Origin of the sequence: Mesorhizobium sp. M0751 (genome assembly GCF_040320265.1) — a bacterium.
Lineage (GTDB): Bacteria > Pseudomonadota > Alphaproteobacteria > Rhizobiales > Rhizobiaceae > Mesorhizobium.
This window is the reverse complement of sequence record NZ_JAMYPH010000003.1, coordinates 190589-204742: the sequence shown is the minus strand read 5'-3', so window position 1 is coordinate 204742 and position 14154 is coordinate 190589. Positions and strand designations below refer to the sequence as shown.

Genomic DNA, 14154 nt, shown 5'->3' with positions numbered 1-14154 from the left:
ACCGCCGAAATTGGCGGAGCAACGCATTCGTCTGACCGTGAGGACTGCCATGAGAACCGCATCCTGTGCCTGCGGGCAACTGAGGATCTCCTGTGAGGGAGACCCGCGACTGGTCGCGCAATGCCACTGCCTCGACTGCCAGAAACGGACCGGCAGCACATACGGCGTCGCGGCCTTCTTCGCGCGCGACAAGGTAGAAGCCGAAGGCAACGCCAGTACCTACAGGCGATCGGCTCGGAGCGGCCATCACGTCACTTTCCATTTCTGCCCGGGCTGCGGCTCGAGCGTCTTCTGGGAGCCCGAGCGAAAGCCTGAATGGATCGCCGTCGCGGTCGGCTGCTTCGCCGATCCCGCGTTTCCGGCCCCAGCGCATGTTGGGTGGGAAGAACGGCGTCATCACTGGGTTTCCGGTTAGCGACGCCAACCCGCCAGGGCAGCTTTATCTTACTGGTTGATCTCGGGTTCGACGAGCTTCGCCAGATTTCGCAGCGACTCCTGCCAGCCGAGATAGCAGGCCTCAACCGGGATGACGTCTGGAATACCGGCCTGCGTGATATTCACTTCGGTGCCGACCGACACTTTCTTCAATGTCACGGTCACCTCGATCTCGCCGGCCAGGTTGGGGTCGTCGAACCGGTCGGTGTAGCGCAGCTGCTCATTGGGCACGAGCTCGACATATTCGCCGCCGAACGAATGGCTGTCGCCGGTGGTGAAGTTGCGGAAGGACATTTTGAACGTACCGCCGACTTTCGCCTCGAAGTGATGAACCGTGCAGGTGAAGCCGTTCGGCGGAAGCCATTTCGCAAGTGCATCCGCTTCGACGAACGCGCGGTAGACTTTCTCCGGGCTGGTTGTCAGAACGCGGTGCAGACGTACGGTGCCGGGCATATCGTTATTCCTCCGTATTGGTGATCGATGCCCCCTAGGACGAGCGGAGCCCGGCCTATCCGACACGGGCCTGCCGATTTTTTGATTACCGGTTATGCCGACCGGAATCCTCGCCCGGCCGCCGGACAAGGAACTCGGCCCCAGGGTAGCAAACCGCGCCGGATCTGGTCTAGTTCACACTATCGAACTTCTGCAGATCAACCGGTGCCGCCCTGCGCAATTCGACATCATCCAGCGAAGCATTCTCCAGCGCCACCCGCGCCGCCGCATCGATGTTGTGGATCATGTCCTGAATGTCGGTATCGCTGTGCGCCGGGTTCATGGCGACCATCACGGTGCGGTTGAGGATGTCGAGCGAGCGCTTGCCGAGGTCGTCGGAATAATCCAACCGCAGGCCCTGGTTCTCGGGCAGTGCGTAAGGATTGAGCGCCGGATGATGCGCGCCTTCATGCATCAGCACCTGGTCCCACTGGGTGAAATTATGGCGGCCGGTCTTGCCGGCAACGACGCTCGGAATGGTCTTCGAAAAAGTCTGCGACGCCTGCTCGCTCGGCAGCAGGTACATCACCTGTGCGGCGCAATCGTCGTCCGGACTGTTCATCGGCGACGGCGTCAGCCCGAGATTGCTAAGGTGGCGGGTGCCGGCCAGCACCGTCTTCTTCTCGGCCCGCATCGCCTCGATGATGCCGTCCAGCCGGTCGAGCTGGACGTTGAGCATCGCCCCCATCAGTTCGGAAGCACGCGCGCCGATGCCGGCGAAGGGTTTGATGCTGTCGCTTCTGCCCTGCCAATAGAAATGGCAAGGGTCGATGGCGCAGCGCGCCCGCTCCGCCACCTTCGGGTCGCTGGTGGCGATGCCGCCGCCCTCGCCCGAGGTCATGTTTTTGAAGTAGTTGAAGGAATAGGCACCGGCATGGCCGATCGAGCCGAGCTTGCGGCCCTCATAGCCGCCGCCGATGCCCTGGCAGACATCCTCCAGCACCAGCAAGCCGCGCTTGGCAGCAATGTCCATGATCGCGTTCATGTTGCAGGCCGCGCCCCACATATGCACCGGGATGACCGCCCTGGTGCGCGGCCCGATAGCCTCGCGCAAGGCGATGGGATCGATGGTCAGGCTCTCGTCGATGTCGACGATAACGGGAATGGCCCCGACCGACAGCACCGCGGTCGCGGTCGCCATATAGGTGTGCGCAGGCACCAGCACTTCGTCGCCGGGGCCGATGCCGAGCCCGATCAGGCCTGCGGCGAGCCCATAGGTGCCGCTGGCGGCCAGCGCGAAATGCTCGACGCCAAGATGCTGCGCATAGCGGGCCTCGAAGCGGTCGCATTCGCTGTCCTTGCCGTAACGAAACAGCGCACCCGAGCGGATCACCCTGGCAATGGCTTCGATTTCCTCTTCGCCGGCGGTGTACATGACAGGCCTCCAAGTTACTTGGTAGTTTGGGTCACTTGATAATGTGGTCGCTTGATGGTGTGGACAGCTGTAGGCTTGTCGGCACAGTTTGAAAGAACCACTCCGCCGCTATTCGACCAAGCCATCTGCGCCCGGAAGACGGTTCCTATGACTGGTTTTGAACCCTGATTGGGGAAATCGGCAGCTAAGTGTCTCAGCCGGCAGGCAAATTGTACCCATCCGAATTCGCCAAAGTGGCCCTGTCGGAAAGGCAGGTTTCGGCGTTCCATTCCGGCCAGTTGGGCAAACGGTTGGTTCCATGAAAGACGGGACACACTTTGGAAGACCCCCGAAGCCGGTATGCCGGCGGGAAGGCGGCCATTCGTGAACGCCGCCGGCTCCAGCAAACGGATCGTGCTCCACGAGGACGATGTCGGCATGTGCCACGGCGCCAACAGCGCCTTCCTCGAATTGAGCGGGCTGGGTGTCTGCAGTTCCGGCGCGGTGATGGTGCCGTGCCCCTGGTTCCTCGAAATGGCCGAGAGCGCTGCAGCCAACCCTGCCCTTGACCTTGGCGTTCACCTGACACTGAACAGCGAGAAGCAGCATTACAAATGGCGGCCGTTGACCGCGCCGTCGCGGGCGGCGGGCCTGACCGACGAGTTCGGCTTCTTGTGGCCCGATGTGGCGACCACGCGCCGCAAGGCGGTGCCGCAGGCGGTCGAGGCCGAGCTTCGGGCCCAGATCGACACCGCCTATCGCGCCGGCATCGACGTCACCCATCTCGACGCGCATATGGGCGCGGCATTGTCGCCGGAATTTTGCGACATCTACATCAAGCTCGGGCTCGAATATCAGCTGCCCGTGCTGCTGACCAAGACCCTGTCCGCCTATTCCCCCAACGACAATCTGGTCGGGGTTACCGAGGAGGCGTTCCAGCGCGGCGTGGCGCTGGCCCGCGCCGGCGGCTTTGCCATTTTCGACGCCGCCATCCAGACGACCTGGGGCCGGCCGCGTTCCAGGCCGATCGGGCCCGCTTACAAAGCGCTCATCGAGGGTGTGCGCGAGGGCCTGACCTTCTTTTGCCTGCATTGCAACGCGCCCGGTGAACTCGAGCTGATCGAGCCGCGCTCCGCCTATGTCCGCACCGAAGAGTACGAGCTGTTCCGCGACCAGGGCTTTCGCGACTGGCTCGCCGCACAGCCAATCGACGTCATCGGCATGAAACCGTTGCGCGAGGAGCTTCGCGCCACGCTCTCGGCCGGGCGAGCATCAACAACGGCCCGCGGCAGCAGCGCGGGCGAACAGCGATTGGCGTCGGCAAAGGCCCGCAAAGCGGCCACCCGATCCGCGACATGAGCCGATCGTCGCGGCCGGAAAAACGGCGCCAGAGGGATTGGACAAGGGATTGGAACTGCAACGATAAATGGGAGAATAAGATGAAAGCTCTTCTGAAAGTGGCATTGGGCGCCTTCGTCTCGGCGGGCCTGATGACAGGTATCGCGCATGCCGCGGGCCTCAAGGATCCGAAGGACGTCCGCATCACCTTCGTGGTGCACGGGTCGGCGTCCGATCCCTATTGGTCGGTGGTCAAGCGCGGCGTCGATGACGCGGCCGCCCTCACCGGCGCCAAGGTCGAATATTACGCGCCGCAGGTCTTCGACGTGGTCGAGCAGGCCCGGCTTCTGGACGCCGCCATCGCCACCAAGCCGGACGGTATCGCCGTCTCCATCGCCGACGCCAATGCACTCGGCAAATCGGTCAAATCCGGGCTTGCCGCCAATATTCCCATGGTGGTTCTGGATTCCGGCGAGAAGGAAGGCGCCGAGCTCGGCACGACGCTCTATGTCGGCACCGTTTCCGAATATGATTCCGGCAAGAAGGCCGGCGAGCGGCTGGCCAAGGAAGGCACGCTGAAGGTCGTCTGCATCAACCACGAGGTCGGCAATGTCAGCCTCGACCAGCGCTGCCAAGGCCTCAATGACGGGCTGAAGCCCTCCGGCGGCGGCACCGAGGTTCTGGCCGTGGCGCCGGATCCCGCCGATATCCAGCGCCGCACCGAAGCCTATCTGTCGGCGCATCCCGATACGCAGGCCGTCTTCGCGCTCGGCGCCACCGCCGCCAACCCGCTGATCCCGATGTTCCGCGACAAGGAACTGTTCGGCAAGCTCAAGCTCTACACCTTCGACATCAGCCCGGAGGTCCTCGACTCTGTCGTCGCCGGCGAAATGGGCTTCGGCATGGACGCCCAGCAATATCTGATGGGCTACCTGCCGGTGATCTATCTGGTCGAGCAGGCGACGCATGGCTTCTGGCCGCAGAACAACGCCTATACCGGACCGCTGTTCATAGACTCGCCGGAAAAAGCCAAGGCGATCCTGGCGCTCGCCAAAGAGGGCATCCGCTAGGCAAGCGCTCCGACGGAACGGGAGAATGCGCCAAGCGCTCTCCCGATCCGTTCGAAGATTGCGAATTGAGCGATTGGAGAGCCTAATGGCGGTCGTGGAAGACAAGGCGATACCTCCGGGCGAACTGAAGGCGGCCGACCGCTTCGGCATGACGTCGAAGCGGGCCGCCGGCGCCGACGAGCGGCTGGCCAGCACCGGCAAGCTGACCCAGTGGCTGCGCCGGCCGGAAGCCGGTGCTGCCGGTGGGCTGCTTGCGACGATCATCATCTTTGCCCTGCTGCCAGGCGCGGCGAACCTCTATTCGCTGCAGGGATCGATGACCTTCCTGACGCTGTCGGCGGAGCTCGGCATCGTCGCCACCGCGGCGGCACTCCTCATCATCGCCGGCGAGTTCGACCTTTCGGTCGGCTCAATGGTCGGCTTTGCCGGTGTCGTCATCGGGCTGACGGTGAAGTACTGGGGCCTGCCGCTATGGGGCGGCATCGCCTGTGCCTTCGCCGTTGCCATCCTCACCGGCTATCTCAATGGCCTGATCGTGGTGAAGACGCGCCTGCCCTCCTTCATCGTCACGCTCGCCACGCTCTATATCCTGCGCGGACTGTCGATCGGCATCACCCGCGCCGTCACCGGGCGCACCCAGATCCCCTACATCCTCGAAGGCGCACCGGACCCGGCGACGGCCGGCATTTTCAACGGTCATCTGCTCACCGGCCTGTTCCACTGGATGGGCGCGCAAGGCTGGATCGCCACCCGCAGCGACGGCATTCCCTTCGTCGCCGGCATTCCGATGTCGATCGTCTGGTGGCTCGGCCTGACGGCGCTGGCCGGCTACGTGCTCACCCAGACGAAATATGGCAACTGGATCTTCGCTACCGGCGGCGACCTGATCGCAGCCCGCAACGTCGGCGTGCCGGTCGATCGCGTCAAGATCAGCCTGTTCGTCTACACCGCCTGCGCGGCGACGCTGCTCGCCACCATCCAGGTGATGGAGGCGGGCTCCGCCGACACCACGCGCGGCCTGCTCAAGGAATTCGAGGCGATCATCGCCGCTGTCATCGGCGGCGTGCTGCTCACCGGCGGCTACGGCACCGTCTATGGCGTGCTGTTCGGCGCGCTGATCTTCGGGCTGGTGCAGATGGGCATCTTCTACACCGGCATCGACACCGACTGGTTCAAGGTCTTCCTCGGCATCGTCATCCTGATGGCCGTGCTGGTCAACAACTACATCAGGCTGAAGGCGCTCGGCCGCGGAGGTGGCAAATGACTGCGCCAGCCCAAATGAGCGAACCGGCCCGAACGACCGAACCGGCAATGGAACTGCGCGGCGTCAGCGTCAATTTCGGCTCGGTGCGCGCGCTCCAGGACATCGACATCAAGGTCTATCCGGGCGAGGTCCACTGCCTGCTCGGCGACAACGGCGCCGGCAAGTCGACGCTGATCAAGGTTCTGTCGGGCGTCTACCGGCCGAGCAAGGGCGAAATCCTGGTCGACGGCAGACCGGTCACCTTCCGCAGCCCGCGCGACGCGCAGGAGCTCGGCGTGGCAACGGTATTCCAGGACCTCGGCATGATCTCGCTGATGTCGATTACCCGCAACTTCTTCCTCGGCCGCGAGCCGACCAAAAGCAGCCTGCCCTTCTCGCGCATCGACAAGGAGCGCGCCAACACCATCGCCAGGCAGGCGATGGCCGATATCGGCATCGACGTGCGCGATCCGACGCAAGCCGTCGGCACGCTGTCGGGCGGCGAGCGCCAGTCGGTGGCGATCGCCCGCGCCGTGCATTTTGGCGCGCGCGTGCTGATCCTCGACGAGCCGACCTCCGCGCTCGGCGTCCACCAGGCGGCGATGGTGCTGAAGTTCATCATCGAAGCACGCATGCGGGGCTTGGCCGTGATCTTCATCAGCCACAACATCCACCATGCCTATCCGGTCGGCGACACCTTCACGCTGCTCAACCGCGGCCGCAATCGCGGCACCTACGCCAAGTCCGAGATTTCGCGCGATGAGGTCATCTCGATCATGTCGGGCGGCGAGGATTTGAAAGCGGTCGAGGCGGAGATTGCCGGCCTGCTCGCCCAGATCGGCAACCGGCCGCCTGCGGCGCCTTGAGCTGACATCAGGACATTGCGGGGAATGATGGCATGAGCAGGATACGCGTCGGGGTCGTCGGCGCCGGCATGATCTCGCAGGTCGAGCATATCCCCAATCTGCTGCGCCTCGGTGAATTGTTCGAGGTCGTCGGGGTCGCCGATCCCTCGAGGATTTCGCGGCAGTTCGTCACCGACACCCATGGCGTTGCCAATTTCGAAACGATCGACCAGCTCTTCGACCAGCGCCTCGACGCGGTGGTGATCGGCTCACCGGACCCGCTGCACCACGAACAGGTGCTGGCGGCGCTGGCGCGCGGCCTGCATGTCTTTTGCGAAAAGCCGCTCTGCTATTCGCCGGCGGAAATCCTGGAGATCGTCGCCGCGCGCGATGCCGCCAGGAAAGTCATGCAAGTCGGCTACATGAAGCGCTTCGACCCGAGCTATCGGCTGGCGCTCGCTTCGCTGCCAGGCACATCAAGCACACTGCGTTCGGTCTCGGTGGAGGTAAACGATCCCGACGCCTGGCCGTTCATTGCCCATCAGCCCTACAGGCGCGGCACCGATATACCCAAGGACATGATCGCCGCCGTCGCCGCCAGGCAGAAGCGCCAGGTCGAAGAGGCCGTCGGCGTGCATCTGACCGATCTCGCTTTCCGTGGATTTACCGGCGCTTACAGCTCGGCCTTGATTCACGACGTCAATGCCGTCCATGGCCTGCTCGATGCGCTCGGCGTGCCGGACGGCGAGGTCGTCGGCGCACAGATCTTCGCCAATGGCGACGGCGGCCACGGCGCCGTCAAGCTTTTGGACGGGCAGGCACTGTGGACCATGACCCACCTCACCGTACCCAAGCTCGCCGACTACAAGGAGCGGATCACGCTGTTTTTCGACGATGCCAGCCTGGAGCTCGAATTCCCCTCGCCCTGGCTCAACCATCATCCGACCCGGCTGACGGTGACGACCGCGGACGGTCACACGCTGTCGAAGAACGATTTGCGTGCCGGCTATGCAGAAGCCTTCGTCGAGGAGATGCGTGGCTTCTGGGCAGCGATCGTCAATGGCGATGCCGTCGTCAACCCGCCCGAGCACGCCGCCCGCGACCAGGCCTTGCTGATCGGGCTGACCCAGCGGCATCTGGCGACCGCACCCATCGACTGAGTGCCTGTAGCCGAACGGCAGCTACCGGGACTTGATGACGCTGTCGGTATTGGCCAGCAGCTTGCGCACCGCATTGCGCGCCGCGTCCGGCCGCTGCAGGCGGATGCTCTTCTCGATTGCCTCATGCAGCCGCTGCGCATGCTGCAAATCGTCGAGTTCCCGCGTGGTATAAGCGAACAGATGATCGAACGCCGATTCGATCAGCACGCCGAGCGGCACCAGCAGATCGTTGCCCGAAGCGCGCAGGATGGCGAGGTGAAACCGCGTGTCGGCGCGCGTCCGCTCCTGCAGGTTGGTCGCTTCGCCCATCTCGCGGCAGGCCTGGCTGATCTCGGCCATCTGCTCGTCGGTGCGCCGCATCGCGGCAAAAGCGCTGGCCTCCGGCTCGATGATGTGGCGGAATTCCTGCACGGTTCTCAGGAACACCTCGCGGTCCGGCGAGGTCGCATACCAGGCCAGCACATCGCGATCGAGCAGGTTCCAGCGTTCCTTCGGCTCGACCCAGCTGCCGATTTTCGGGCGTGACGCAAGCAGGCTCTTGGCCATCAGCATCTTGATCGCCTCGCGCACCGCCGAGCGACTGACGTCGAAAGTCTCCGACCATTTGGCTTCGTTGGGCAGGATGGTTCCCGGCGGATAGTCGCCGCGCACGATCCTCAGCCCGATCTCGTTGGCCAGCGACGCATGCACGCTCGACCCCGGCACGCGTGCCGCATCGGCCCGGCGGACACCGCTGGTGCGTTCGGCGAACGCCTCGGCCGCTGTCTTTCGCTTATTCGGCTTCGCGTCCTGCATAGCTCCACAAAGTCCGGATTTGGAGGCATGTCAAGGAGATGAAATCGACGGCAATATCTCCGTTTGACTTTCCGCGTCCGTCGCCTCGCCGACACCGCGCTTTGCCGAGCGCTCACGCCGGAGCGGCACGAACGGCTTCTCTTTGTCCCGACAGAATTCCTCGATCAGGAAATCAAGGAAGACGCGGATTTTCGGGGCGAGATGCTGCCGTGCCGGATAGACCGCGTAGAGCGTGGTTTCGACCTTTTCCCAGTCATCCAGGGCCGATTGCAGCCGGCCTGCTTTCAGATCGCTCTCGACATAGGGATAGGGGATCAGGCTGACGCCGAAGCCGGCGCGCAACGCATCGCGCACGGCAAGGCTCGAGGAGACCGAATATCGTCCGTCGATGGCGATCCGCTCGCTGCGGCCGTCCTTGCAGAACTCCCATATGTCCGCATGTCCCGAGAGGCTGAACCGGATGCAATTGGCCGCCTTCAAATCGGCAGGCGTTTTGGGCCGGCCATGCGTCGCGAAATAGGCCGGAGCTGCGCAAAGCACGTGCGGCATGACAGCAAGCTTTCTGGCGACCAGGCTGGAATCCTCGAGATTGTCGCTGCCGCGAATGGCCAGGTCAAATCCCTCCCGCACGATGTCGACGCGCCTGTCATCAAGATGCAGATCGAGCTTCAAATCGGAATAGCGCGATAGAAACGCGGGAATGGCAGCCGAAAGCCGCGTCAACGTGACAGTCATCGGCGCGCTGACCCGCAACGTCCCGCTCGGCGCCGTCTTGATCGGGCCGAGAACCTGGTCGGCCCTGGCCAGCGCATCGAGCCCCTGCGTGACATGCTCCAGGTAGATCCTGCCTTCTTCGGTCAGCGCCATGCGCCGCGTCGTCCGGTTGATGAGCCGTACCCCCAGATGCGCCTCCAGCTCGGCGATGTTCTTGCTGATCGCCGGAGGCGAGAGGCCGAGCCGCCGCCCGGCTTCGGCAAAGCTGTTCAGTTCAGCCACTTGGCGGAAAACCTGCAACGCAGTCAGGCGATCCATCGCACCATTCTCTTCCAGTAAACAATGTCTTTCATTTCTCACATATTATCGTCTGTTGGTAAATTCCATATCTGCTTCCCGAACGGCTTACTCAATTTCGGAATGACATGATGACCAACCCCACAATCTCCCTTATCGAGCGACGCATGTCGGCCAATCGGTTCGATGTCTCGCACGCGTTGACGGATGCCGAGGTCGAGGAACTGGCACGCCTCGCAACGCGCGCGCCAACCGCCTACAACCTTCAGAATTGGCGGTTCATCGCCGTGCGGACGCCGGAAGCAAAGGCACGGTTGCGCAGCGTGGCCCACGGCCAGGCCAAGGTGCAGGACGCAGCCGTCACCTTCATCATCTGCGGCGTACTGCCCGACCACGCTGCCCTCAATGCCAGGCTGCGTCCTTTCGTCGAAGCCGGCTTCATGCCGGCGGATATGGCTTCGGGCTGGCAGGAAGGCGCCCGCACCCAATATGCCGATCCTCGAGCGGCCCGCGACGAAGCCGTGCGCTCGGCAACGCTTGGCGCTGCAACGCTGATTTTTGCAGCCGAAGCGCTGGGGCTCGTCGCTGGTCCTATGGGAGGCTTCGATGCCGAAGGCGTGGCCCGCGAGTTTGGCCTTGGAACGAATGAAGTGCCGGTGATGCTCATCGCGGTCGGCCGCGCCACGCCCGGAAACTGGCCGCAAAAGCCGCGCCGCCCTCTTGCCGAAGTTCTGGAAATCTTATGAAAACGCACCGTTCCGATCTGTTGCTTACAGCCATTGCACCCGCGATATGGGGCAGCACCTATATTGTCACGACGCAGTTCCTGCCGAACCTCTCGCCGATGACGGTTGCGATGCTGCGGGCCTTGCCCGCCGGATTGCTGCTGCTCGCGATCGTCCGGAAACTGCCGACGGGCATCTGGTGGCTGCGCAGTTTCGTGCTCGGAGCCCTCAACATCTCGATCTTCCTGAGCATGTTGTTTGTCGCCGCCTACCGGCTTCCTGGCGGGGTCGCGGCGACGGTACTGTCGGTCCAGCCGTTGATCGTGATTTTCCTTGCCGCTGCCCTGCTTGCCAGCGCCGTCCGACCGTTAGCGATCGTCGCTGCCCTTGTCGGGATCGCCGGTGTTGCATTGCTGGTGCTGACCCCGAACGCGACGCTCGATTTAGTCGGCGTTGCCGCCGGCCTCGCCGGGGCGGCCTCCATGGCCTTCGGAAGCGTATTGGCCCGTAAGTGGCAACCGCCAGTATCGCTGCTTACCTTCACGGCATGGCAACTGACTGCCGGCGGTCTCCTTCTCGTTCCGGTGGTCGTGCTTTTCGAACCACCCATCCCGTTCCCGACTGCGGCCAACCTGCTTGGACTGGCGTGGCTCGGCCTGGTCGGCGCGGCGCTGACTTACGTCCTCTGGTTCCGGGGCATTGCGCGACTGGAATCTGCGGTGGTGTCGTCGCTGCTTTTCCTCAGCCCGGTGACCGCCGTGCTGCTTGGATGGGTATTCCTGGACCAGACGCTGACCTTGCCTCAAATCGCCGGCGTCGTTTTCGTCATCGGCAGCATCTGGCTGGCTCAACGCCCTAGTCGCAACGAGTCCTAATGCATGTCGCGCAAAAGTGTGCAGCGGTTTTGCGATTACGACATGCATCAAACAAGAACCTAAAGCGCGTCGCATGGAGGCCGGTCGAACGCGACGCGCTTTAGGCCGCCGACTTGTGTCGGCGGATTGTTCGGCACTATGGTCAAGCGGCGGAGGATCTGCCGATGCCACAACGCCCCTATGATGAGCGCCTGCTCCGTCAGGCGTTCGACGTCGCGCGCAAAGCCCGCGATGCCGGCGAACATCCCTTTGGTTCGCTCCTCGCCGACAAGGACGGCAATGTGTTGCGCGAGCAGCCCAACGGTTACAAAGCCGGCGGGGGCGACCGCACCGCTCATGCCGAAAGGCTGCTGGCCTCCTGGGCGGGGATGAATATCAGTCTCGAAAAACTGGCTTCCTGCACCCTCTACACTTCGGCCGAACCTTGCGCGATGTGCTCCGGGACGATTTATTGGGCGGGCATCGGACGGGTCGTCTTTGGGCAGAGCGAACACGACCTCAAGCGGCTGACGGGCGCACATGTCGAGAATCCCACACTCGACCTGCCCTGCAGGATCGTCTTCGAAGCCGGGCAGCGTCCGACTGAGGTCATCGGCCCGCTGCTTGCCGATGAAGCGGCGCAACTCCAGGCCGAATTCTGGAAAGACAAGTAGGGTCGGGACTCGTTGATTCAGAGGCAGAGGTGACTGACTGCCACCTGATGCAATTCCAGGAAAAGTGTGAAACGGTTTTCCGTCCGGAATTTGCGTCAAAACAAAAAGATAGATCGGTTCGGCGTTCCGTGAAACGATGAAATCGTTCTAATTTAAAGGCCTGTCAGCAATTTCTTAAGCAGAGCGTTAAGAGTTTCCTGCTCCGCCAGCGTCAGCACGGAGATTAATTGCTCTTCCAGCGCCACCATTGGACCGATCAAATCGTCGATCGCGCGCTTGCCGCCAGTCGTCAGCGCAATTTGCTTGCCGCGCCGGTCGGCGGGATCGGGGCGTCGTTCAACCAGCCCGGCGCGCTCCAGCCGGTCCAGGCGGCTCGTCATGCCGCCCGAGGAGATCATTGCCGATTCGTAGAGCTGAGTAGGTGAGAGCATATACGGTTCACCGGCGCGCCTGAGCGGCGTGAGCACATCAAACTCACCTACATTCAGGCCTGCTTCTTTGAGCAACGGGTTCATGTGATCGCGGATAACCCGCGCGGCGGCATCAAGCAGACGACCTACCGTTTCAACAGGCAACAACGGAAGATCGGGGCGCTCGCGGGTCCATTCCTTAGCTGCGGCCTCGGCGCGATCCATGGCAAATATTCCCTCGGCAAAATGTATCTTGCAATCAAGATACATTGCATCTACTAACATTATAGTAAGATAATAGCGCAGCGCGCATTCCTGGAGAAGGCGAAATCGATGCCCAAAATGATTTTCGTGAACCTGCCTGTCCGTGACCTGTCGGCGTCAACGGCGTTCTACGTGGCGCTAGGCGGCACTGTGAACCCGCAGTTTTCGGGCGAGAAATCCACCTCGATCATGTTCTCGGACACGATCGGGGTGATGCTGCTGACCCATGACCACTACCGCGAATTCACTACACGCCCAATCGGCGACGCAAGGCGCGATAGCCAGGCAATGATCGTCCTCACTGTCGATGACCGCGACGCCGTCGATTCAACACTGACCAGCGCAGTTGCGGCGGGCGGTCGCGCCGATCCCAACCCGGCACAGGATCTTGGCTTCATGTATAATCGCCACATTGAAGACCCAGATGGCTACGTCTGGGAAATCGTGTGGATGAACCCGACGGCGAACACCTGAACGTCGGGTGCGGGCGCATCGGCCGTAGCGGTTCCTGAGCCTGGAGTCGTGACCAGCAATTCGGTGCTGGCCCAGTGCCGGCTCCGCATCAGCTGCGCCCGTCAGGTCGTCTTGACATATTTCCGCCAGCTGTGCTCCGGCCGGAAGCCGAGCATGTCCCGCGCCTTGCGGTTGGAGAGCAGCGTCTCGTATTCGCCAACTTCACCCTTGACCGGCACATCGGGATAAAACCGCTTCAGCAGTTCGGCTGTCGGCAGGTCGGACGAGGTGTCGTCATTGGCGGCGTTGAACACCTGATAGCCGAGCCGATCCTTCTCGATGGCGCGCAGCGTGATCTGGCCGAGGTCGCGCGCGTCGATGTAGCTCCAGGCAATGCGCTTGCGGAAACCCGGATCGGCGAACCATTTCGGAAACAGCGAATATTCATGCGGCTCGATGACGTTGCCGATGCGCAAGGCGTAAATGTCGAAGCCGCTGCGCAGGGCAAAGGCGCGCGCCGTCTTCTCGTTGACGACCTTGGACAGCGCATAGCTGTCCATCGGATCGACGTCGTACTCCTCGTCAAGCGGGAAATGCGTCGGATCGCGTGGCTCATTGGCGAAGACCAGGCCGTAGGTCGTTTCGCTGGAGGCGATCACCACCTTGCGGATGCCGAGCTTCACCGCCGCCTCGATGACGTTGTAGGTGCCGAGCGCGTTGATGCGGAACACCTCGTTGTCGGGCGTGATCATGATGCGCGGGATCGCCGCGAAATGCACCACGGCATCGACCGGCTGCGTGCGCAGCGACGGGTCGAATTCATGCAGGCCCATATAGCTCGACAGCGCATTGAACACCTGCCCGCTGTCGGTGATGTCGGTGATCAGCGTGCGCACCTTGGGATTATCGAGCGGCTTGGTGTCGATGTTGAGCACCTGGCAGCCCTGCTCGACCAGATACTGCACGACGTGGCGCCCGGCCTTGCCGCTGCCGCCGGTGAACATGATCCGCTTCGTCATTTTGCTCTCCCT

General features: G+C 62.8%; 16 protein-coding genes. 10 read left to right on the top strand and 6 right to left on the bottom strand.

Features of this window, described 5'->3' with window-relative positions; genetic code table 11:
• The first annotated feature begins 49 nt into the window (after positions 1 to 49).
• Positions 50 to 415, top strand: a complete 366-nt coding sequence (locus NKI19_RS06345) for a GFA family protein (RefSeq protein WP_352564346.1) — start codon at positions 50 to 52, stop codon at positions 413 to 415.
• 29 nt (positions 416 to 444) lie between these two features.
• On the opposite strand, the gene NKI19_RS06340 is transcribed toward NKI19_RS06345, so the two are convergent.
• Both NKI19_RS06340 and NKI19_RS06335 read right to left on the bottom strand, forming a co-directional pair.
• Positions 445 to 888 (bottom strand): SRPBCC family protein, encoded by a 444-nt coding sequence (locus NKI19_RS06340; protein WP_352564345.1) that lies wholly within the window; start codon positions 886 to 888, stop codon positions 445 to 447.
• A gap of 169 nt (positions 889 to 1057) precedes the next feature.
• A complete protein-coding gene (locus NKI19_RS06335) occupies positions 1058 to 2302 on the bottom strand; it encodes a DegT/DnrJ/EryC1/StrS family aminotransferase (RefSeq protein WP_352564343.1) in 1245 nt (414 codons plus the stop codon).
• A 363-nt stretch (positions 2303 to 2665) separates the two neighbouring features.
• Between NKI19_RS06335 and NKI19_RS06330 the strand changes: the two genes are divergently transcribed.
• The 5 genes from NKI19_RS06330 to NKI19_RS06310 all read left to right on the top strand — a co-directional run bounded on the left by NKI19_RS06330 (position 2666) and on the right by NKI19_RS06310 (position 7937).
• Positions 2666 to 3640, top strand: coding sequence for a polysaccharide deacetylase family protein (locus tag NKI19_RS06330; RefSeq protein ID WP_352564341.1), 975 nt, complete (start codon positions 2666 to 2668; stop codon positions 3638 to 3640).
• An 80-nt stretch (positions 3641 to 3720) separates the two neighbouring features.
• The gene (locus tag NKI19_RS06325; protein ID WP_352516737.1) at positions 3721 to 4689 is read left to right on the top strand and encodes a rhizopine catabolism ABC transporter substrate-binding protein; all 969 of its coding nucleotides are present in this window, start codon (positions 3721 to 3723) and stop codon (positions 4687 to 4689) included.
• Between the two features lie 148 nt (positions 4690 to 4837).
• Positions 4838 to 5953: an ABC transporter permease gene (locus NKI19_RS06320; RefSeq protein ID WP_352456268.1), complete on the top strand. Its 1116-nt coding sequence runs from the start codon at positions 4838 to 4840 to the stop codon at positions 5951 to 5953.
• A 14-nt stretch (positions 5954 to 5967) separates the two neighbouring features.
• Positions 5968 to 6798: an ATP-binding cassette domain-containing protein gene (locus tag NKI19_RS06315; protein ID WP_352564536.1), complete on the top strand. Its 831-nt coding sequence runs from the start codon at positions 5968 to 5970 to the stop codon at positions 6796 to 6798.
• 32 nt (positions 6799 to 6830) lie between these two features.
• Positions 6831 to 7937 carry a Gfo/Idh/MocA family protein gene (locus tag NKI19_RS06310; RefSeq protein WP_352564340.1) on the top strand — a complete coding sequence of 369 codons (1107 nt, stop codon included), beginning with the start codon at positions 6831 to 6833 and terminating at the stop codon, positions 7935 to 7937.
• Between the two features lie 21 nt (positions 7938 to 7958).
• On the opposite strand, the gene NKI19_RS06305 is transcribed toward NKI19_RS06310, so the two are convergent.
• A complete protein-coding gene (locus NKI19_RS06305; RefSeq protein ID WP_352564339.1) occupies positions 7959 to 8732 on the bottom strand; it encodes a FadR/GntR family transcriptional regulator in 774 nt (257 codons plus the stop codon).
• A 30-nt stretch (positions 8733 to 8762) separates the two neighbouring features.
• Positions 8763 to 9764, bottom strand: coding sequence for a LysR family transcriptional regulator (locus NKI19_RS06300; RefSeq protein WP_352564337.1), 1002 nt, complete (start codon positions 9762 to 9764; stop codon positions 8763 to 8765).
• Between the two features lie 110 nt (positions 9765 to 9874).
• On the opposite strand from NKI19_RS06300, the gene NKI19_RS06295 reads away from it, so the two are divergent.
• From NKI19_RS06295 to NKI19_RS06285, 3 genes are all read left to right on the top strand, one after another.
• Positions 9875 to 10489 (top strand): nitroreductase family protein, encoded by a 615-nt coding sequence (locus NKI19_RS06295; RefSeq protein WP_352564335.1) that lies wholly within the window; start codon positions 9875 to 9877, stop codon positions 10487 to 10489.
• Complete coding sequence (locus NKI19_RS06290) at positions 10486 to 11343, top strand: EamA family transporter (RefSeq protein WP_352564333.1); 858 nt, start codon at positions 10486 to 10488, stop codon at positions 11341 to 11343. Before NKI19_RS06295 ends, NKI19_RS06290 begins: the two co-directional genes overlap by 4 nt.
• A 164-nt stretch (positions 11344 to 11507) precedes the next feature.
• Positions 11508 to 11996 (top strand): nucleoside deaminase, encoded by a 489-nt coding sequence (locus NKI19_RS06285; protein ID WP_352564331.1) that lies wholly within the window; start codon positions 11508 to 11510, stop codon positions 11994 to 11996.
• Between the two features lie 152 nt (positions 11997 to 12148).
• On the opposite strand, the gene NKI19_RS06280 is transcribed toward NKI19_RS06285, so the two are convergent.
• A complete protein-coding gene (locus NKI19_RS06280) occupies positions 12149 to 12631 on the bottom strand; it encodes a MarR family winged helix-turn-helix transcriptional regulator (protein WP_352564330.1) in 483 nt (160 codons plus the stop codon).
• Positions 12632 to 12739: 108 nt separating this feature from the next.
• On the opposite strand from NKI19_RS06280, the gene NKI19_RS06275 reads away from it, so the two are divergent.
• Positions 12740 to 13144 (top strand): VOC family protein, encoded by a 405-nt coding sequence (locus NKI19_RS06275; RefSeq protein WP_352564328.1) that lies wholly within the window; start codon positions 12740 to 12742, stop codon positions 13142 to 13144.
• Between the two features lie 101 nt (positions 13145 to 13245).
• Here the strand turns inward: NKI19_RS06275 and NKI19_RS06270 are convergent, their stop codons facing one another.
• The gene (locus NKI19_RS06270) at positions 13246 to 14142 is read right to left on the bottom strand and encodes an NAD-dependent epimerase/dehydratase family protein (RefSeq protein WP_352564326.1); all 897 of its coding nucleotides are present in this window, start codon (positions 14140 to 14142) and stop codon (positions 13246 to 13248) included.
• Positions 14143 to 14154 lie beyond the last annotated feature (12 nt).